The organism is Pedobacter nototheniae, from assembly GCF_004335085.1.
Taxonomy (GTDB): Bacteria; Bacteroidota; Bacteroidia; order Sphingobacteriales; family Sphingobacteriaceae; genus Pedobacter; species Pedobacter nototheniae.
Genome location: NZ_RQRS01000005.1, coordinates 122,825 through 140,400 on the forward strand (window position 1 = coordinate 122,825; position 17,576 = coordinate 140,400).

General features: G+C 35.1%; 13 protein-coding genes and 1 tRNA gene. 1 reads left to right on the plus strand and 13 read right to left on the minus strand.

The window, feature by feature from the left end; all coding sequences use genetic code 11:
• Nucleotides 1-133: 133 nt before the first annotated feature.
• The gene (locus EHC72_RS06465) at nucleotides 134-718 is read left to right on the plus strand and encodes a GIN domain-containing protein (RefSeq protein WP_131536859.1); all 585 of its coding nucleotides are present in this window, start codon (nucleotides 134-136) and stop codon (nucleotides 716-718) included.
• A 393-nt stretch (nucleotides 719-1,111) separates the two neighbouring features.
• Here the strand turns inward: EHC72_RS06465 and EHC72_RS06470 are convergent, their stop codons facing one another.
• The 13 genes from EHC72_RS06470 to EHC72_RS06530 all read right to left on the minus strand — a co-directional run bounded on the left by EHC72_RS06470 (nucleotide 1,112) and on the right by EHC72_RS06530 (nucleotide 17,547).
• Entirely contained in the window at nucleotides 1,112-2,191 is a 1,080-nt protein-coding gene (locus tag EHC72_RS06470) for a metallophosphoesterase (RefSeq protein ID WP_131536860.1), read from the minus strand.
• A gap of 75 nt (nucleotides 2,192-2,266) precedes the next feature.
• Nucleotides 2,267-3,901 (minus strand): ABC-F family ATP-binding cassette domain-containing protein, encoded by a 1,635-nt coding sequence (locus EHC72_RS06475; RefSeq protein WP_131536861.1) that lies wholly within the window; start codon nucleotides 3,899-3,901, stop codon nucleotides 2,267-2,269.
• A 215-nt stretch (nucleotides 3,902-4,116) separates the two neighbouring features.
• Nucleotides 4,117-5,421, minus strand: a complete 1,305-nt coding sequence (locus tag EHC72_RS06480; protein ID WP_131536862.1) for a DUF4302 domain-containing protein — start codon at nucleotides 5,419-5,421, stop codon at nucleotides 4,117-4,119.
• Between the two features lie 40 nt (nucleotides 5,422-5,461).
• The gene (locus tag EHC72_RS06485) at nucleotides 5,462-6,298 is read right to left on the minus strand and encodes a substrate import-associated zinc metallohydrolase lipoprotein (RefSeq protein ID WP_131536863.1); all 837 of its coding nucleotides are present in this window, start codon (nucleotides 6,296-6,298) and stop codon (nucleotides 5,462-5,464) included.
• A 4-nt stretch (nucleotides 6,299-6,302) separates the two neighbouring features.
• Nucleotides 6,303-7,814: a RagB/SusD family nutrient uptake outer membrane protein gene (locus tag EHC72_RS06490; protein ID WP_131536864.1), complete on the minus strand. Its 1,512-nt coding sequence runs from the start codon at nucleotides 7,812-7,814 to the stop codon at nucleotides 6,303-6,305.
• A 3-nt stretch (nucleotides 7,815-7,817) separates the two neighbouring features.
• Nucleotides 7,818-11,372 carry a SusC/RagA family TonB-linked outer membrane protein gene (locus EHC72_RS06495; RefSeq protein WP_131536865.1) on the minus strand — a complete coding sequence of 1,185 codons (3,555 nt, stop codon included), beginning with the start codon at nucleotides 11,370-11,372 and terminating at the stop codon, nucleotides 7,818-7,820.
• A gap of 469 nt (nucleotides 11,373-11,841) precedes the next feature.
• Nucleotides 11,842-11,921: transfer RNA gene (locus EHC72_RS06500), tRNA-Leu, on the minus strand.
• A 91-nt stretch (nucleotides 11,922-12,012) separates the two neighbouring features.
• On the minus strand, nucleotides 12,013-12,324 hold the full coding sequence (locus EHC72_RS06505) for a DUF3817 domain-containing protein (protein ID WP_131536866.1): 312 nt from the start codon (nucleotides 12,322-12,324) through the stop codon (nucleotides 12,013-12,015).
• A gap of 116 nt (nucleotides 12,325-12,440) precedes the next feature.
• Nucleotides 12,441-12,980, minus strand: coding sequence for a Fe-S protein assembly co-chaperone HscB (gene hscB, locus EHC72_RS06510; protein WP_131536867.1), 540 nt, complete (start codon nucleotides 12,978-12,980; stop codon nucleotides 12,441-12,443).
• Nucleotides 12,981-13,058: 78 nt separating this feature from the next.
• Nucleotides 13,059-14,375, minus strand: coding sequence for an RIP metalloprotease RseP (rseP, locus tag EHC72_RS06515; protein WP_131536868.1), 1,317 nt, complete (start codon nucleotides 14,373-14,375; stop codon nucleotides 13,059-13,061).
• Between the two features lie 29 nt (nucleotides 14,376-14,404).
• Nucleotides 14,405-15,592 (minus strand): 1-deoxy-D-xylulose-5-phosphate reductoisomerase, encoded by a 1,188-nt coding sequence (locus EHC72_RS06520; RefSeq protein WP_246029387.1) that lies wholly within the window; start codon nucleotides 15,590-15,592, stop codon nucleotides 14,405-14,407.
• Between the two features lie 132 nt (nucleotides 15,593-15,724).
• Nucleotides 15,725-16,003, minus strand: coding sequence for a four helix bundle protein (locus EHC72_RS06525; RefSeq protein ID WP_131536869.1), 279 nt, complete (start codon nucleotides 16,001-16,003; stop codon nucleotides 15,725-15,727).
• A 44-nt stretch (nucleotides 16,004-16,047) separates the two neighbouring features.
• Complete coding sequence (locus tag EHC72_RS06530; RefSeq protein WP_131536870.1) at nucleotides 16,048-17,547, minus strand: GH3 auxin-responsive promoter family protein; 1,500 nt, start codon at nucleotides 17,545-17,547, stop codon at nucleotides 16,048-16,050.
• Nucleotides 17,548-17,576: the final 29 nt, after the last annotated feature.

Here is a 17,576-nt window from a genome sequence, read left to right on the forward strand (position 1 = left end):
CCTCTAAATTAAATAAAACACTTATTATCAGCGCATTAATATCAAGCAAACCGTTTGGCACAAGCTTAGCCTTTAGGAGTTTATAAATATTTTAACAACTGATTAATTTTTAAACAATTAAATAAAATACACCATGAAAACCTCAATTAAAATCCAATCTGTAAAAGCTTTTATTGCAATCCTTTTAGCTTCCATTATTTTTCCATTAGCTACATTTGCTTTGGAAGTAAAACCTAAAAAGCTTCACACAATTACCAACGTTAAAAAAATTTCCATAAAGGGAAATGTACAAGTAATATTGGTACAAAGATTATCTGAAGGCATTACTTATACGGATGACAATTATGGAACAGCAATTGTTTCTCAAGAAGGGGCTTTGCTCCGAATTACAGGAAAAACTCAAGAGGTAAGCAAGCTTTTTGTTTATGTAAATGATATTTTTAGAATAGAGGCGGATGGTAATGCGGTTGTAAAAACTGAGGGCAAATTAAATACAAAGTTTCTACAAATATTTTTAAAGGGAAATGCCCAGGCAGATATTAACACAAACACTCAGGGTTTATACACCGTTATTGAAGGAAATACTAATCTGAAACTTACTGGTTATACAGATAATCATACGTTGCAAATGGGTAAGGAACAGAAATTAACAGCTTACGATTTTGTTGCACTCAATACCAATGTTATCCCAACAGAAGTATTAGCTATTAATAAATAGATAGCTACGCTCTGCTAACACACAAATACCTAAAGACTCTATGATTTATCATGGGGTCTTTTTTAATCAAAATTTATTTTTTCAATACCTGCCCTTCAGACCTTAAATGATGCTCCTCGTCAGTTAAATGATGCTCCTCGTCAGTTAAATGATGCTCCTCGTCGGGTAAATGATGCTCCTCGTTAGTTAAATGATGCTCCTCGTTGGGTAAATGATGCTCCTCGTTGGGTAAATGATGCTCCTCGTTAGTTAAATGATGCTCCTCGTTAGTTAAATGATGCTCCTCGTTAGTTAAATGATGCTCCTCGTTGGATAAATGATGCTCCTCGTTGGGTAAATGATGCTCCTCGTTGGGTAAATGATGCTCCTCGTCAGTTAAATGATGCTCAGTTATTAAATTTCGCCAGCCCTTGCAGCTTGTTTTAATGAATACTGCTTTCCCTTATCATCTACAACAACCTGTTTATTGCCTAAGCATAATAATGCCCTTCTATGCCCACGGTGCTCATCCACATCTACACCAATAACCTTACCACCATAATAAGAAGCAATATTATCGGCAGTTATAGTATGGCCTACTACAATTTGTTTTACATTAAATTTTGTGAGTGTAGAATCTACTGTAGCTACAGAGGTACTATCTTTTCCAAAATATCCTCTGTACCAAAACGGTCCACCACTGCTCATAAATAAGCTTCCATCTGGTTTAAGCTGTTTAGTTGGAATGCCGTAATAACTTCTACATTTTTCATTAATTGCCTCGATAGATAAATCCAGTGCATTAATTTTTGGAGAAATGCCTCCATGTAAAAACAACCTATCACCTATTTTTTCTATTGCATTTTTACTTCTCAGCCAAGTACCAATTTCAGTATCTTGGGCTAAAAGCGATAAATAATCAACACCCATTAGCTTTGCTGAAGCTGGATATTTAGGGGAAAGGTAACGAAGATCTCCAGCCATATTCATCACATCATGATTACCAAGAAGCACATGCACATTGCCACCCTTTTTTGCTGCATCTTCTTCCAGCTTATATAATAGCCATATATAAGGCATTACATCCTTTCCACGATCAAAAAGATCTCCACAAATTACCAGGTGCCCCTTACCGAAAATCCAGTTATATTTTTCATCAATAACTTTGTTTCCAATCATTAACGCTCTAAAGGCTTCAAATTCGCCTTCAATATCTGATAGGACTAAAAGTTTATCAGCTGCTTTATATGTAGCAGCCGGAATTTCAATTTTTTTATGCAGCTTAAAGCTAAAGTTCCAATCCTTATGCGCATAAAACTCAACACTTATCAAATCGTTTTCCTTCAATGTATCAACTTTAAGTTGGTCATTAATTACCTTAGTAGAAATAATTTGATTTCCTTTTCTAACAATATAAGGCCCATCCTGATCTACCTGAGCAAATAAATGCATAGGTACAAGAAAGAATAGAATAACGATGGCAAGTATTTTCATGTTCTACAATCTATTTGCGGTACACTATTTTGAAATATATAGTTTAAACGCTGGCGATTTGGTTAAATCTATCTTTTAATTTTGTTCAATTTCTTTTAGGCTATCCATTTTCTTATAGGCTAAAAATCCTTTAATATCTTCAAAATGTTCGCGTACCCGTTTATTGCCAAACTCAAATACCTTTTGTACTAAGCCATCAAGAAAATCACGATCATGTGAAACCAAAATCAAGGTACCATCAAAATCCCTTAAGGCATCTTTAATAATATCCTTTGTTTTCATATCCAAATGGTTTGTTGGCTCATCGAGTATTAGCACATTTACAGGTTCTAAAAGAAGTTTTATCATGGCTAAACGGGTTTTCTCCCCTCCAGAAAGTACTTTAACCTTTTTGGTGGTATCATCACCACTAAACATAAAAGCACCCAAAAGATCTTTAATTTTTACGGTGCTATCACTAAGCGGAATCTGATCGATGGTTTCAAATACGGTTAAACTTTCATCAAGCAATGCCGCCTGGTTTTGAGCAAAGTAGCCAATTTTAGCATTGTGCCCTACTTTTAAACCACCTTCAAAATCAATCTCACCCATAATGGCTTTAATCATAGTGGATTTACCCTCACCGTTTTTACCAACGAAAGCCACTTTTTCTCCACGCTCAATTACCATATTTGCTTTTTCAAACACCACATGGTCGCCATAATTTTTGGTTAATTCTTCTACCATTACTGGGTATTGACCTGAACGTGGCGATGGAGGGAATTTTAAGCGCAAAGCCGACGTATCAACCTCATCAATTTCAATAACTTCCAGCTTTTCGAGCATTTTTACTCGTGATTGTACTTGTAAAGTTTTAGAATAAGTACCTCTAAATCGATCTATAAATTCCTGATTATCGGCAATAAAACGTTGTTGTTCTTCGTAAGCTTTTAATTGGTGTATGCGCCTATCTGCCCGCAACTGAAGGTAATGGGTATACTTAGCTTTGTAATCGTATATTCTACCCATGGTAACCTCAATGGTACGATTGGTAATATTATCTACAAAGGCACGATCGTGAGAGATAACCATTACGGCTTTTGCCGAGTTGATTAAGAAATCTTCCAGCCATTGTATACTTTCAATATCCATATGGTTGGTAGGCTCATCAAGCAGGATAAGATCAGGCTTTTTTAATAGAATTTTTGCCAATTCAATTCGCATACGCCATCCACCAGAAAACTCTGAGGTTTGACGGGTAAAATCCTTACGCTCAAAACCTAAACCTTTTAGCACTTTTTCTACCTCTGCATCATAATTTGTTTCTTCAATTGAATAAAACTTTTCACTCAGCTCCGATACTCTTTCAATTAGCTTCATGTAATCATCAGTTTCGTAATCAGTACGGATGGTAAGCTGCTCATTTAGCTCATCAAGCTCTTTTTGCATCTGGTTTACCTCTTCAAAGGCTTTCATTGTTTCCTCAAAAACAGTAACCTTATCCTGAGTAAGCAAATGTTGAGGCAAATATGCAATAACTGCCTCTTTAGGGCCAGTTACATTACCAGAAGTAGGTTTAGCCGCACCGGCGATAATTTTAAGAATAGTAGATTTACCTGCACCATTCTTACCCATTAGGGCTATTTTATCATTTTCGTTTATAGAAAACGTTACGTCTCTAAAAAGAGTTGTTCCGCCAAATGAAACGGAGATGTTATTTACATTAATCACAGTATGAAAATATTGAATTGTTGGCAAAGATAAGGGAACACATCGGATTATAAAGCCGAATTTAACTTCAAAACATAATACTTAAAGAGTTGGAAAATATTTTAAAGGAAAGAAACTTGAAATAAAGGGTATAAAAAAACAGGGATCTCATCGAGACCCCTGTAGTTTAAAATTGGTTAGTGAAAAAACCAACCAGGAAATTAATCTTAATAAGTTTATAATGTCCCTGTAAAAGTAAAATTTGGATGTTCTACACTTTTAAACTGGCCTAAAACTGCATTTGTTGTTGGATCTACAAAGTAACTTAAAGTAAATGTGTCTGTTTCAAATCTTTGAGCCAATAAAGGAGCCATAGCATCTACTATAAGATTTGCATTACCATTTGAATAAGATTGATCCTTAGTAAACTTGAAAATACCCGCACTGGTTTTGGTATAATCATACCTGAAGGTTGCCCAATATTGAGTTGTAAATTGGGGTATACCAACAGTTAAAAGAACTTTCTTAGTATCCGAATCAAATTCAAACTCCATTGTTTCCAATCTTAAGCGATAAGGTAATTTATCCGCTCCAGCCCTTTGGGCAATAAAATCACTCCCCCAACCAGGATAAGTTTTTTGATTAGGCACAAGAATACTTTTATAAGTTACTCCTATTAAAAACTGTAGTGGTATAAGTGTACTGGCAGATACTAATACTTCAATCTTCTCTCCTTTTGAGGTTAAAACAAACAATTTCTTATTTACTTTATCCCATTCAAAACCTATAAAAATTCTTTCTTTATAAGTGAAGGGTGCATTTGATATGCCAATGGATGAAAATGAAAAGTACTGTGCAGCCGATGTAACTATATCATTATCTAAAGCAAAAAAACTAATGTTTCGGTTTACTATATCCGAATTAACAGAAACTTGTATTTTTTTAGTTCCATCGTTTTTATCCAGTATATATAAATAAGGGTTTGCTTTTAGATAATCCCTTAAAGCTTTACCTCCATCATTTGTATAAAAATCTTTATCAGCGGCAGTCGCTTTAATCAATATTAACCTAGCTTGTCTTCTTTTACCAACAAATTTAAGTGTATCACCAACTTGTTCTCTAAATTCAAATTCCGTATCAGAACCAAAACCAGTGCCTGGATTTCCTCCTCTTGTAGATGTTGGATTTATTAATTCATGTAAATAGTTATCAGTATCAAAAATTAAGGTTGTTGCCATTACTTTTTTCAGCCGATAAGTGCTAATCTGCTCTACATTTAGGCTGTTTTCGTCAAAATCTGCCCGAATATTGAGCACATTATCTTTTTTAAAATTCATGTAGAAACCATAATCTCCTTTTACCTCTGTGGTATATAAATGAGCCACCCAGCCATTAGGACTTTGAATCAACTCATCATTATATTTCTGCAATTCTTTGCCTGCTCTTTCTTCAGGCTTTTCATTATCAATAAGACTCTGATCTTTTTTACAAGCTTGCATAAAAAACAGGGCAAAAAGACTTAATATTAATACTTTTTTCATTTTATTTTTCCTTTACGGTAAATTATTATTACCAACTCATTTAAATAGCTTTTTTTACAGCATCCTGTAAAACCCTAAAATCTATACCGTAGCCAATTTTAAAATAATCAACCACCATCTGTTCTTTCTGTCTTAGCTTGACACCGCCATCATCAGGTGCACTTGCTACTTTGTTATCAAACGCAGTTTGCCCTTCAACCAATAAAAAAGAAACCATTTCAGCAAAATCTTCCATTTTATTTTTCCTGGAATAAGCGGAGATAAACCCCAGCTTATGGGCATCATCCAGGGATTCCCTTACCCAATTATCACCAATGTAATTATTAGAAATTCCTTCATAGCCTGCAGGCACCGGGATGGTTTGATTTAGAATATGTGTAAACTCGTGATGGATAACATGCATCATAGATATTACTGCCGTCTTATTTGTTGGATCAAAATCATTCAAAACAAACAAATTAATCTGCCTTCCAGCATCAGCATTACCAGCCGCTTCGGGAGTATTATCAGCAGCCCTATATAATGCACTACCGAACAAACCAAATTCTTTAGGTACCCTTGGCATAAAAAATTTTTTGCCTGCCACATCTATATATGGGTTTATAAAAGCTTTACGTACCAATTCCATTGTTGGTATTACTTTATCTTCTTTTACCGGAGTAGAATATCTATCAACAGCCAATTGAAAGCTATCAAAACGATATAATACTTCCATATTATAAACATCTAAAAAATTGGTTTTTAACCATTTATCTGTTTCATTTTCTTTATAGCCATCTAAAATAGATTTGCTTAAATCTGTATTTAGTGCCTTTTCTTTTTTACAGGATACAAGTACTACACTCAATATCCATGCGCATAAAAATATTTTTTTCATTATTCTATCTTGGGTTAAGCTCCAGACCTGCTTTTAATACAGCTGTCGGTAATTGAAAAACTCTTCTCGGGTCATCTTTTGTAAGTTCAAGCGTTTTAATCAGCTTATTGTTGTTATCAACAAGTGTATGTTTAATAGGTAAGCCATAGCGGTTTAAATCGAACCAACGCAATCCCTCCTGCATAAATTCTGCCCGTTTCAAATCCAAAATGGTATTAATTAAGCCCTTTTTTTGATCCTGAGTGTTGTAATAACTTGCAATCTTATCAAGGGTAACCTCATTACTGGCCGCATCATAACCGTTAATACGCGTACTTAAAAAAGTATTGATGTCTTTTAAAGCCATGCTGTACTGGTTACTTTGCACATAAGCTTCTGCCCTGTTCATTAATAGTTCGTCTGTCGTAAATAAAGGAACCATAATATAAGGATCACCAAAGCCTGAACCTATTTTTGTTTCAAAAAACAATTCTTTGAATTTATTAGTATATATCCTTGGATAGATCTGCGGGTTGCCGCGGTAAGTATAACTTCCGCCTGAAATATTTTTTCCTTCTAATATATTGTTCCGGGCATTATTTCCCATACCGTAACGGATAAACCAACTTCTTGACCATATGGATGGTGATTCGCAAATTAACAGGTTTGCATTTTGGCTAGACTGAGTAAACATGATTTCAAAAGCATCATCTGTGGCATTGATATAAGTTGTATTCCAAGGCCTTAACAATCCCTTTGTTTGAATATCACTGGTAAATAGCTTAGCAGCATAGGTTATAACCTTGTCAAATTCGCCTTTAAACAGGTAGAATCTCGCAGCAAAGGCATTGGCTGCATTTAGAGTAAAATGATATTTAGGGGCGGTTTTATAAACCGAATTATCTATCAAAGGCAAACCTTCTGTTAAATCTTGCTCTATTTTTTGATAGGTATCGGCAACGGTTCCTCTTTCGTATTTACCCTGTACTACAGTTTCAACTTCGGTTAGATAGGGTATGCCAGCAGAATTATTAGCCCCTCCTTGCACAAAAGTTTTAGCATATAAACTCACCAGCATAAAATGAGCATAAGCCCTTGCTACTAATGCCTCACCTTTGTATGGCAAAAGATCATTTTCATCAGGGTGTTTAACAATATAATCAAGTGCCAGGTTAGCTGATGCTATTGCTTTATAGCATGCGGCCCAGTAAAAATCTGTACTTGCTCCTACCTCTTGTGATCCAGACACAAAATCTTCGAACATGTAATTCTTAACTAAACTGGGTTCATCAGATCCCAAAGAATAATATGTAGCTGGTCCTTTATCTTCCACATTATCTGAAGATAACTCTGTAAAGGCTAAATAATCAGCCTTAGGGTAAGCAGAAGTAAGTAGTTGTGCTACTTTTTCTTTAGAGTTTAGCTGTGTACGTAAATCTGGTGCATGTTCCAGAAACTTCTTGCAGCCGGCATTTAACACTCCGATGAGTGTAAAGCCGATTATATAGATATATTGATTAAATTTTATAGTTTTCATCTTTTAAAATCCTAATTTGAGTGATACGGAATATTGATGTGGAATAGGCATTGCTACCCCACCTGAACTAAAAAACTCAGGATCCTGCCCATTAAGGCGTTTATCTGAATATATCAGCCAAACGTTATTGCCAGTGAAACTAATTGAAGCATTGGTTGCTCCAATTGGTTTACCCCATTTTTTAGGCAACTGGTATGTAAGCATTACTTGTTTTAAACGGGCAAAACCACCATCGGCCACCCTGGCACTTGAATAATTATAGGCGTTATAAGGTTTTGTAGTCCCATCTAAGTTTTTAATAATGTAAATATCAGCAATAGAAGGTACATCAGTTTTAAGTTCATCGCCCGGACTAACCCAACGGCGAAGAAAATCATTTGAAGTTGCTGATAAATCGCTATAGGTATCACTAAAATTCGGGCTTAACCTTACTTTATTACCTGCACTAAAGGTTACCAGTGCAGATAAAGAGAAGTTGCCATAACTAAAACGGTTAGAAAAACCTCCCGTAATTTTTGGATCTACTTGCCCTTCATATTTTAAATACTGAAGGTCCTGACTTTGAAAATATACTGCCCGAGCATTTCTTTCTCCCTTTTCATTAATAAAGGTTGGTAAGCCCGTATTATGCTCTAAACCATCAAACTGAATAGAAAACAAAGCCCTTTGTGGATAACCCAGTCTTGCACCTCCATCTGGAGTAATTAGGTTAAAAATTGAAGGACTATATTCTAAATTGGTAATCTCACTTTTATTATAACCAAAATTTAAGTTGGTACTCCATTTAAATTTATCCTGATTAATAATTTTGGCATTTAAAGTGACTTCAATCCCCTTCGATTTCATATCTGCATAATTGGCATATTTTAAACTTTCGCCACCAATACCTGCAGTTGGTAAATGCCCGATCAGATCAAAACCATTACGTTTATAAAAATCAACTGATAAGGTGATCCGATCTTTAAGAAAACCCAAATCAAGGCCTATATTGGTTTCATATTGTTTTTCCCAGGTGAGTTTACTGTTTTCTAAGTTACTAATGTAAAGTGATGATTCTTTATCTACCACATCAGCTCTCCTAGTGGTTTGATTGCGCAGAATTACTGAAGAATTCGTGGCAGATCCCATGCTTGCAGTTAAACCATAAGTAGCCCTGATTGTAGCACGATTTATAATTTTGCTCAATTGGGATGGAGTAGTATTTTCATGCTCATCGGCACCATAAAACTCTTCTTTATCAATATTCCAGGCACCCGAAACATTCCATGTAGGCAACCAGCGAGCTGTTTTGGATTCGCCCATGAGGTTAGAGCCATCATATCTTCCTGTTACATTGACACTATATTTACCTTTATAAGAATAAGCAATACGAGACATATAATTAAAATAACGTTCATAATTATGCCCCATTTCATAAGGGAAAGAATTAGCTTCTAACGCTTGCTTATAGTATTCTGGAATGATAAAAGGTACCCCTCCACGATCAAATTGATAACCAATACCATTGTTCAGGCGGTTTTGCTTATCAATAGACCTTAATTCCACAGCAGCGAAAGCATTGAATATATGATCTTCGTTGAAAGTTTTATCATATTCTAATGAATGACGCATGTAATAATTGGTTAAACCATTATAAGTTGTGTTATAAAAACCGCCTTCGGGCAATACTACCATTGGAAGACTGCCTGGTTTATCTGGATTTTTATATAAAAACCTATTATTTTCTATAATGGTTTGGCTGCCATAAGCACGGTATGCATTAGCCGCGTTAGAATATTCTGTTATGCTATGCTCCCGATCTGATTTAACATAACGATAAGAACCATTAAAGGCATACTTTAAATCTTTGGTAATTTTGTATTTTATTCCACCTTGTATCTTTAAATCAATTAAGGTTGTTTTAATGGTGTTATTTTCCAACTCGGTTAAGATATTAAAGGGCGCATAATTTTGAACAAAGAATTCGCGTTTTCCGTTTTCATCATAAGGCGTTAATGTACGGCTGGTATTTAAAGCATAATTAAATGGATTGATATCAAAATCACGGGCTGCTCGCCCAGTTACAGCATTATTATCCTGGTTTACTGTACCCGGGCTTCGCTGATCTCTGATGGAACCTGTCGTAATTAATTCAATTTGTAACTTGTCCGTCAAATCAAAAGTACCACGCAAATTACCTGTAAAGCGTTTAACATTATCACCAACCGTCCAGCCACTATCATTTAAATAACTGGTAGATGCGTAAAATTTAGATTTGGCCGTTCCTGCCTGTATGCTAATAGAATGATCCTGCATCAGTGAGTTGCGAAACAAAACATCAAACCAGTCTGTATTGGCATTGGCATACCTGTTTAAAAATTGAATACGGTTAAAAGCGTCATTCTTTAATGCAAATTGTGAAGTTTGAGGGTTGTAATCATACATCAAATCATACATTTTACGAAAAACACCACCATTTATTTCACTTGATACATTGGGATGGTTCATCCAGCCTTTATTTTGCATATCTAGATATACCTGCATCTGATCGGCGGAGTTCATAACATCAAACTGGTTATAACTAGGCTTTAAAAAGGTAGTAAAATTACCACTATAAGAAACCAGGGCATTGCCTTCTGTATTTTTACCTTTTTTTGTGGTTACAATTATTACACCGTTCATTGCCCTTGCACCATACGACGCAGTAGCCGCAGCATCCTTTAAAATTTCAAAGCTCTCAATATCATCAGCGTTTAAGCCTGCAATTGAAGAACCGATCAAAGTACTGGCATCTCCAGTAGATAATTGCTCATTAGAAATATTAACAATATCTTCCAGAATAATTCCATCTACTACCCAAAGAGGTTTATTGTCCCCACTTAATGAAGTGGCACCACGTACTCTGATTTTAGGAGCCGCACCAAATGTTCCTGAAACATTTTGTACGGAAACTCCGGCAACCTGACCTTCGAGCATCCGGCTTACATCTGGAACACCCACACGCTGAACATCAGCTGCTTTTAAGGATGTAGCCGATCCCGTAAACAATTTCTTGTTCACATCTTGATATCCTGTAGAAATGGTTACCTCCTTAAGTTGGTTTATATCTTCTTCCAGCACTACATTAATGGTTGTTTTACCTGAAACCTGAACTTCTTTACTTTTGTACCCAATAAAACTAAAAATCAGGGTGGCATTTTCTCCTACCTTAATTTGGTAATTGCCTTTACTATCGGTAGAGGCTACAGCTGTGGTTCCTTTTTCACGAATGCTCACACCAGGAAGTATACTTCCACTTTTATCCTTTACCTGACCATTTACTTGTATAATTGCAAAATAACCAGTTGCATTATTAAACAGTTGTTTATCCTTAACAATAGGTGTTTTACTGAATATTTCATTAGTAAAACCTTTGATAGGTGTGGCATTCTTTTTATTGAGGTTAATGTTTGGTGATAATCCTGAGGCACTTGTATGCACCAGTGTTAGAAATAAAATAGCGAATGTTAGCTTCATGCTTCGCCACATTTGCCTGTGCTGCTTTTTATACAGCGCAATGCAATGAATAATATAATTCATGTTTTTGTTTGGGTTGGGGTTAATTGATAAACTATTCGTACAGCTTGTAAAAGCAGTTTGATTCTTAAATACCTTTGATCGCCATCTTCGGTATCTTTAGAGTGATTTCATTTTAAATTAAACCTCTTTTTCGTAGTGTTTTTTCATATTAATTGGGTTAAATTGGTTGTATTAATTAATTGTGTGGTATTAAATTTAGTGTACCTAAACAGCGGTGCTAATATTAGTTACAGTGGATCAGATTACGGCAGTGATAATACAGAAACTGAATCTTCGATTTAATTACATAAATAGTCATTACAAGTGAATCAGCGGTTACGCAAATGTACTGCAAAAACATAATCTTCTAATTAAAAGACAGTTAACAATACTAAAAATGATTAATGCAGTCGTTTTGCGTAGTTTAGTTAAGAAACTAAACCAGAGTATAGAAATAAAAAAAGCCTAACTATTAAATAGTTAGGCTTTGTACCCAGCGCCGGAGTCGAACCGGCACGGTTTCCCACAGGTGTTTGAGACCAGCGCGTCTACCAATTCCGCCAGCTGGGCATTTGCTTATTCAGCGGGATGCAAATGTATACAACGAAAGCCAAAATCACAAAATTATTTTAAATTAGATTCAAATAATTGTATAAACAGTTTAAATACTGCTATTTGCATTTTCAGGACGTTCGTCTTTTAATTTTCTATCTACAATAAATGGCGCAAATGGCAACAAAGAGGCCAGAAATATTAAAACAGCTTTACCAAATTTCCATTTTTGTTCTTGCCATGCTAATACTAAGGTTGCCGCATAAAGTACAAATAACAAGCCATGTGCCCATCCCGTATATTTAACGGCCAATGGCATGCCTGCAAAATATTTTAAAGGCATAGCAACGAATAATAAAAGAAGATAAGATATCCCCTCTGCAACGGCTACTTTACGAAAAATGGAAATTGAACTGTTCATTATCTGATTGTTTTATCTCGAAAGTAAAACAAAGGATTTGCCAAACAAAAACTAAAAAATGATTTGACAATACGGTGTTACAACCCGTTCGAAATTAACAGGAAGAATTAATAAATTTAATTTTTCGGCAGACGCTCTCTTATTCTGTTAATGTATTTCTGGCGATAAAAAATATCCTTGATAGTACTTAACTTTTCCGCAGCATCAGCATTGGTTTCGTTATAAGAATCTGTTAAAGCAGATAAATCATCGTTTAATTTCTGCTCAATGGTATCTACTTCCTTCCTTACTTCTAAAAGTTTAGCCGCATTAGGTTCAAATTCCAAATCCATCAAAACTTCGTTTACATCCATCATTTCCATTAAAAATGATTGCGGCAACTGATAGCCTTCATCGGTTTCTACAATACCTTTTAACTCTAACACATATTTTAAACGCTTTGCGGGATTACTTAAAGTTTGATATGCCTTATTATTTAAAGTAGAAAGATCTAAAACCTCTTGCTGTTTTTCTTCACTTTCATTGGCATAAAAATCGGGATGGTATTTTTTACTGAAGGCATAAAACTTTGCCTTTACAGCATTTATATCAGGATTAAATTGAACAGGTAATTCGTAAAACTCAAAATAGTTGGGAAGTTGTTTTTTCTCTACCATAGGTTATGTACATTAAAAAAGCCGCAGGTGTATTCATTGAAAAACAATTAAACACACCTGCGGCAATATATAAATTTGTTATTTACCGAACGATTTTAAGATATCATTTCCAAAGGCAAATACCATTAAGCCAATTAAAATTACAAATCCCACCATTTGCGCTCTTTCAAGCACTTTTTCGCTCACTGGTTTACGCTGAATCATTTCTATCAAAAGAAACACAACATGACCACCATCTAAGCCTGGAATCGGCAGTAAATTCATAAAAGCCAAGGCCATTGAAATTAATCCTGTTAAAGTCCAAAAATTAATCCAATCAAAAGTGCTACCATAAACTTTAGCTATGCCAACTGGGCTGCTAATATTTCTTGCACTTATCTTACCTGTAATCATTTTACCAATACCTTTTGCGTTATCGGCAAATGTGCTCCAAGCCATATTTACACCTACTGGAAACGCTGCGAAGAAGCCATAAGTAGTTTTAGTACGTTTAATTTCCTTAATATTACCTAAATAACCTATTGTACCGGTGGTATCTACATTAACGGTTAATTCCATCGGTTTGCCAGCTCTAACGATAGATAAGCTTGCGCTTTTACCCTTTTTCTTAGCTAAAACAGGCTTCACTTCATCCTGATAAATTACAGGAACACCATCTACTTCAGTAATTTTATCACCAATTTTTAAGCCTGCTTTTTCAGCGGGGCTTCCTTTTATAACGGTATCAACAATATTTTTTAAACGAGGCTCTACAAAAAGTGCTTTACCATCTTTCAACTGATCTAAAAAGTTATCGGGGATTTTAATCTCAAGCGTTTTATCACCGCGAAAAACGGTTAGAGTAGTGCCGCCCATTAAGACCTTAGAACTCTTAATTTCATCGAATTTAATAACCTTAATCCCGTTGATGGCTAAAATTTTATCGCCATTTTTAAGGCCAATATCCGAAGCAACTTTACCTACCTGAATACCGTTTACAACAGCACTGTTAGGCGTAAACGTTTTGCCATATTTAAAGGTAAGCATCCAAAAAATAATAATGCCTACGATAACATTTACAATAATACCACCTAGCATTACAATTAAACGCTGCCATGCTGGTTTAGATCGAAATTCCCATGGCTGAGCTGGTTGTGCCATTTGCTCAGTATCCATACTCTCATCAATCATCCCGGCAATTTTAACATAACCACCCAAAGGCAACCATCCAACGCCGTATTCTACATCACCTTTTTTGAAACTGAATAGTTTAAAACCCCATGCATCAAAAAACAAATAAAATTTTTCCACTTTAATACCAAACGCCCTTGCAGCCAGAAAATGCCCTAATTCGTGTAAGATTACTAATAAAGACAATCCGAGCAAAAGCTGCCCCGCCATAATCAATCCATTCATATTCTCTTATAAAATTTTTATGTTAGATGTTAAACTATACTTTTTGTTACTAATTCTGCCGCTAAGATACGGCTATGTTTGTCAGTTTCTAAATAATCGCTTAATTGCGGTTTCTCCAGAAATTCGATTTCTTCCATGCATTGCTGAATCACATCGCTCATTTCCAAGAAACCAATTTTATCATTTAAAAATGCTTCAACAACAATTTCATTTGCTGCATTTAAAATACAAGGCATATTACCTCCTTTTTTCAGAGATTCAAAAGCTAAATTTAAATTTCTAAAGGTTTGCTTATCGGCTTTTTGAAAGCTAAAGTTTGGATAATCCAGAAAGTTAAAACGCTTAAAATTGTTTTTTAGCCTATTTGGATAAGTTAAAGCATACTGAATGGGTAATTTCATATCAGGAACGCCCATTTGCGCTTTCATCGAGCCATCTGTAAACTGAACCAAAGAATGTACAATAGATTGTGGATGTACAATTACATCAATTTGATCTACATTTAGATTAAAAAGCCACTTGGCCTCAATTACTTCAAGTCCTTTGTTCATTAACGAAGCAGAATCTATAGTAATTTTTGCTCCCATTACCCAATTAGGGTGCTTTAAAGCTTGTTCTTTTTTAACTATCGAAAGAAAATCTCTATCTTTTCCTAAAAAAGGGCCACCTGAAGCGGTAAGGTAAATTTTTTCAATTTCATTTTGTTCCTCTCCTACTAAGCATTGAAAAATTGCCGAATGCTCGGAATCAACCGGAAGGATTTTCACCTGATTTTCTGCTGCCAATTGTGTTATTAATTCTCCGGCAACAACAAGAGTTTCCTTATTTGCTAAAGCAATATTTTTTCCGGCTTTAATTGCAGCAATTGTTGGCTTTAAGCCTACTGACCCCATTAAAGCGGTTAAAACAATATCCGCTGTAGCTTGAGCAGCAACTTCAGTAAGTGCATTCTCACCGGCTAATACTTTAATATTATGCGTAGAAAGTGCTTGCTTAACTTCACTATATTTGCTTTCATCACAAATTACAACAGCTTCAGGTTTAAACTCTAATGCTTGTTGAATTAATAATTTGGAATTGGTTAGAGCGGATAATACAGAAACTTTAAAAATAGTAGGATTATCTCTGATCACTTCCAACGCCTGCGTACCTACACTTCCTGTAGAACCTAAAATGGTTATATTTTTTACAGCTTGCTGTATTGTTGTATTGTTCAAATTGTTTTTCTTTCTCTCGGGATAAAATTTAATTATTAAATCTTTAACCTTTCGTTTGTAAACTTTATTAATTGGTGTATTTCTTTTGGTAGAATTTCTAAAATTGCAAAAATCTTTGAATAAGTTTCAACATTAATCAATTTTCTCACTTTCGCCTCTCGTTCCAATCAAAACACTCTTTAACTGAGCCAAAACTATATAATAAAATTTGACTTTATCTTTCTTGTGGTATCTTCCAAAACCTTCTGCAATATTTGCTGAAATAGAATCTACAGCATTAACGAATTGCTGTCCTATCGAGTATTTAGCGAAATTATCCCAATTAGATGTTATTTCCCATACCAAATTACCTAAATGAAAAGACTTTGTATAAGCTGTTATTTGATTTAATTGCAAATAATTTTTTTCCATTTTTCATATTTTACACATTGCTCAGCAATTAAATAATTTAGCAATTAAGCAATAAACTTCTCTAAAGCATCTGCCAACTTTCTATCGTTGCTCAACCTTGGTACTTTATTTTGACCGCCCAATTTACCTTCGCTTCTCATATAGTTTACGAAAGCATCTTTCTGCAAAGTACGAATAATAAGCGGCTGTAAAATACTTCCTTCAATGAGGTCAAAATAATAAATATTTTTCTTTTGTAAAGCTTCATCAACCTTTTTGCTAAAAGCAACCAAATCTTTCGGCAAGGTAGAAAACTCCACAAACCATTCGTGATAAGGCAAATTGCTATCTTTTGGATTGATTTGAGGAGCAACAGTAAACTCTGTGATCTCCACATTTTCTTCGTTCGCAACACTTAAAAGTGCGTGTTCTACCTCTTCGCCAATTACGTGCTCGCCAAAGGCAGAAATAAAATGTTTAATCCGACCAGAAACAACAATTTTGTATGGGTTTTTAGAAACAAACTTAACAGTATCGCCAATGCTATACCCCCATAAACCAGCATTTGTATTCATCACTAAAGCATAATTGGTATCAAGTTCTACTTCTCCAAGCGACAATCTAGTTGGATTATCATTATAATACTCATCTGCGGGAATAAATTCATAGAAAATACCTGCATCAGCTAATAAAAGTAAGCCTTTATCTTTTTGTGAGTCCTGATAAGCAATAAAACCTTCAGATGCTGGGTAGGTCTCTATTGAATCTATCTTCTTGCCAATGCTTTGTTCTATTTTAGCCCGATATGGCTCGAAATTTACACCACCGTAAATAAATAAGCTAAAGTTTTTAAAGATCTCTGCAATCTTTTTTCCATTTGTTTTTTCTGAAAGCTTATCGAAATACATCTGAACCCAGGGTGGAATGCCCGAAATCAAAGTCATGTTTTCATTTAAAGTCTCATCAACAATGGCATCTACCTTATCTTCCCAATCTTCTATACAATTAGTTTGATAAGATGGTAATCTATTTTTTTGCAAGTAGGCCGGCACATGATGCGCAACAATTCCCGAAAGTCTACCGATATTAATTCCATATTTCTCCGTTAAAACAGGACTTCCCTGAAGAAAAATCATTTTACCATTAACAAAATCAGTTTTACCTGTTTCATTTATATAGGTTAAAATGGCATTTCTGGCAGCTTTAATGTGCTCAGGCATCGATTCTTTCGAAAGTGGAATGTATTTAACACCTGACGTAGTGCCCGAAGTTTTGGCAAAATAAAGTGGCTTTCCTTTCCATAAAACATTCTCTTCGCCCGCCACAACACGATCTACATAAGGCTTTAAATCTTCATAATCACGAATAGGCACATACTTTTTAAAGTCTGCGTAAGTTTTTATGCTTGCAAAATAATGGTCTTTACCAAATGCAGTATTGGCTGCGCTTTGAACTAATTTTTGGAGGATTTTATTTTGAGCTTCAACGGCATTAAATTTCCATTTATTAATCTGCCTTACTGCAAATGCTGCAAACGGTTTGCTTAATGCTGCTTTTAATCCCATGTAATAATGATTGAATGATAGTGTAACTG

Coding starts and splice junctions, on each gene's coding strand:
- EHC72_RS06465 (WP_131536859.1), top strand. CDS start 134: ATGAAAACCTCAATTAAAATCCAATCTGTAAAAGCTTTTATTGCAATC.
- EHC72_RS06470 (WP_131536860.1), bottom strand. CDS start 2,191: ATGAAAATACTTGCCATCGTTATTCTATTCTTTCTTGTACCTATGCAT.
- EHC72_RS06480 (WP_131536862.1), bottom strand. CDS start 5,421: ATGAAAAAAGTATTAATATTAAGTCTTTTTGCCCTGTTTTTTATGCAA.
- EHC72_RS06485 (WP_131536863.1), bottom strand. CDS start 6,298: ATGAAAAAAATATTTTTATGCGCATGGATATTGAGTGTAGTACTTGTA.
- EHC72_RS06490 (WP_131536864.1), bottom strand. CDS start 7,814: ATGAAAACTATAAAATTTAATCAATATATCTATATAATCGGCTTTACA.
- EHC72_RS06495 (WP_131536865.1), bottom strand. CDS start 11,372: ATGAATTATATTATTCATTGCATTGCGCTGTATAAAAAGCAGCACAGG.
- EHC72_RS06505 (WP_131536866.1), bottom strand. CDS start 12,324: ATGAACAGTTCAATTTCCATTTTTCGTAAAGTAGCCGTTGCAGAGGGG.
- hscB (WP_131536867.1), bottom strand. CDS start 12,980: ATGGTAGAGAAAAAACAACTTCCCAACTATTTTGAGTTTTACGAATTA.
- rseP (WP_131536868.1), bottom strand. CDS start 14,375: ATGAATGGATTGATTATGGCGGGGCAGCTTTTGCTCGGATTGTCTTTA.
- EHC72_RS06525 (WP_131536869.1), bottom strand. CDS start 16,003: ATGGAAAAAAATTATTTGCAATTAAATCAAATAACAGCTTATACAAAG.
- EHC72_RS06530 (WP_131536870.1), bottom strand. CDS start 17,547: ATGGGATTAAAAGCAGCATTAAGCAAACCGTTTGCAGCATTTGCAGTA.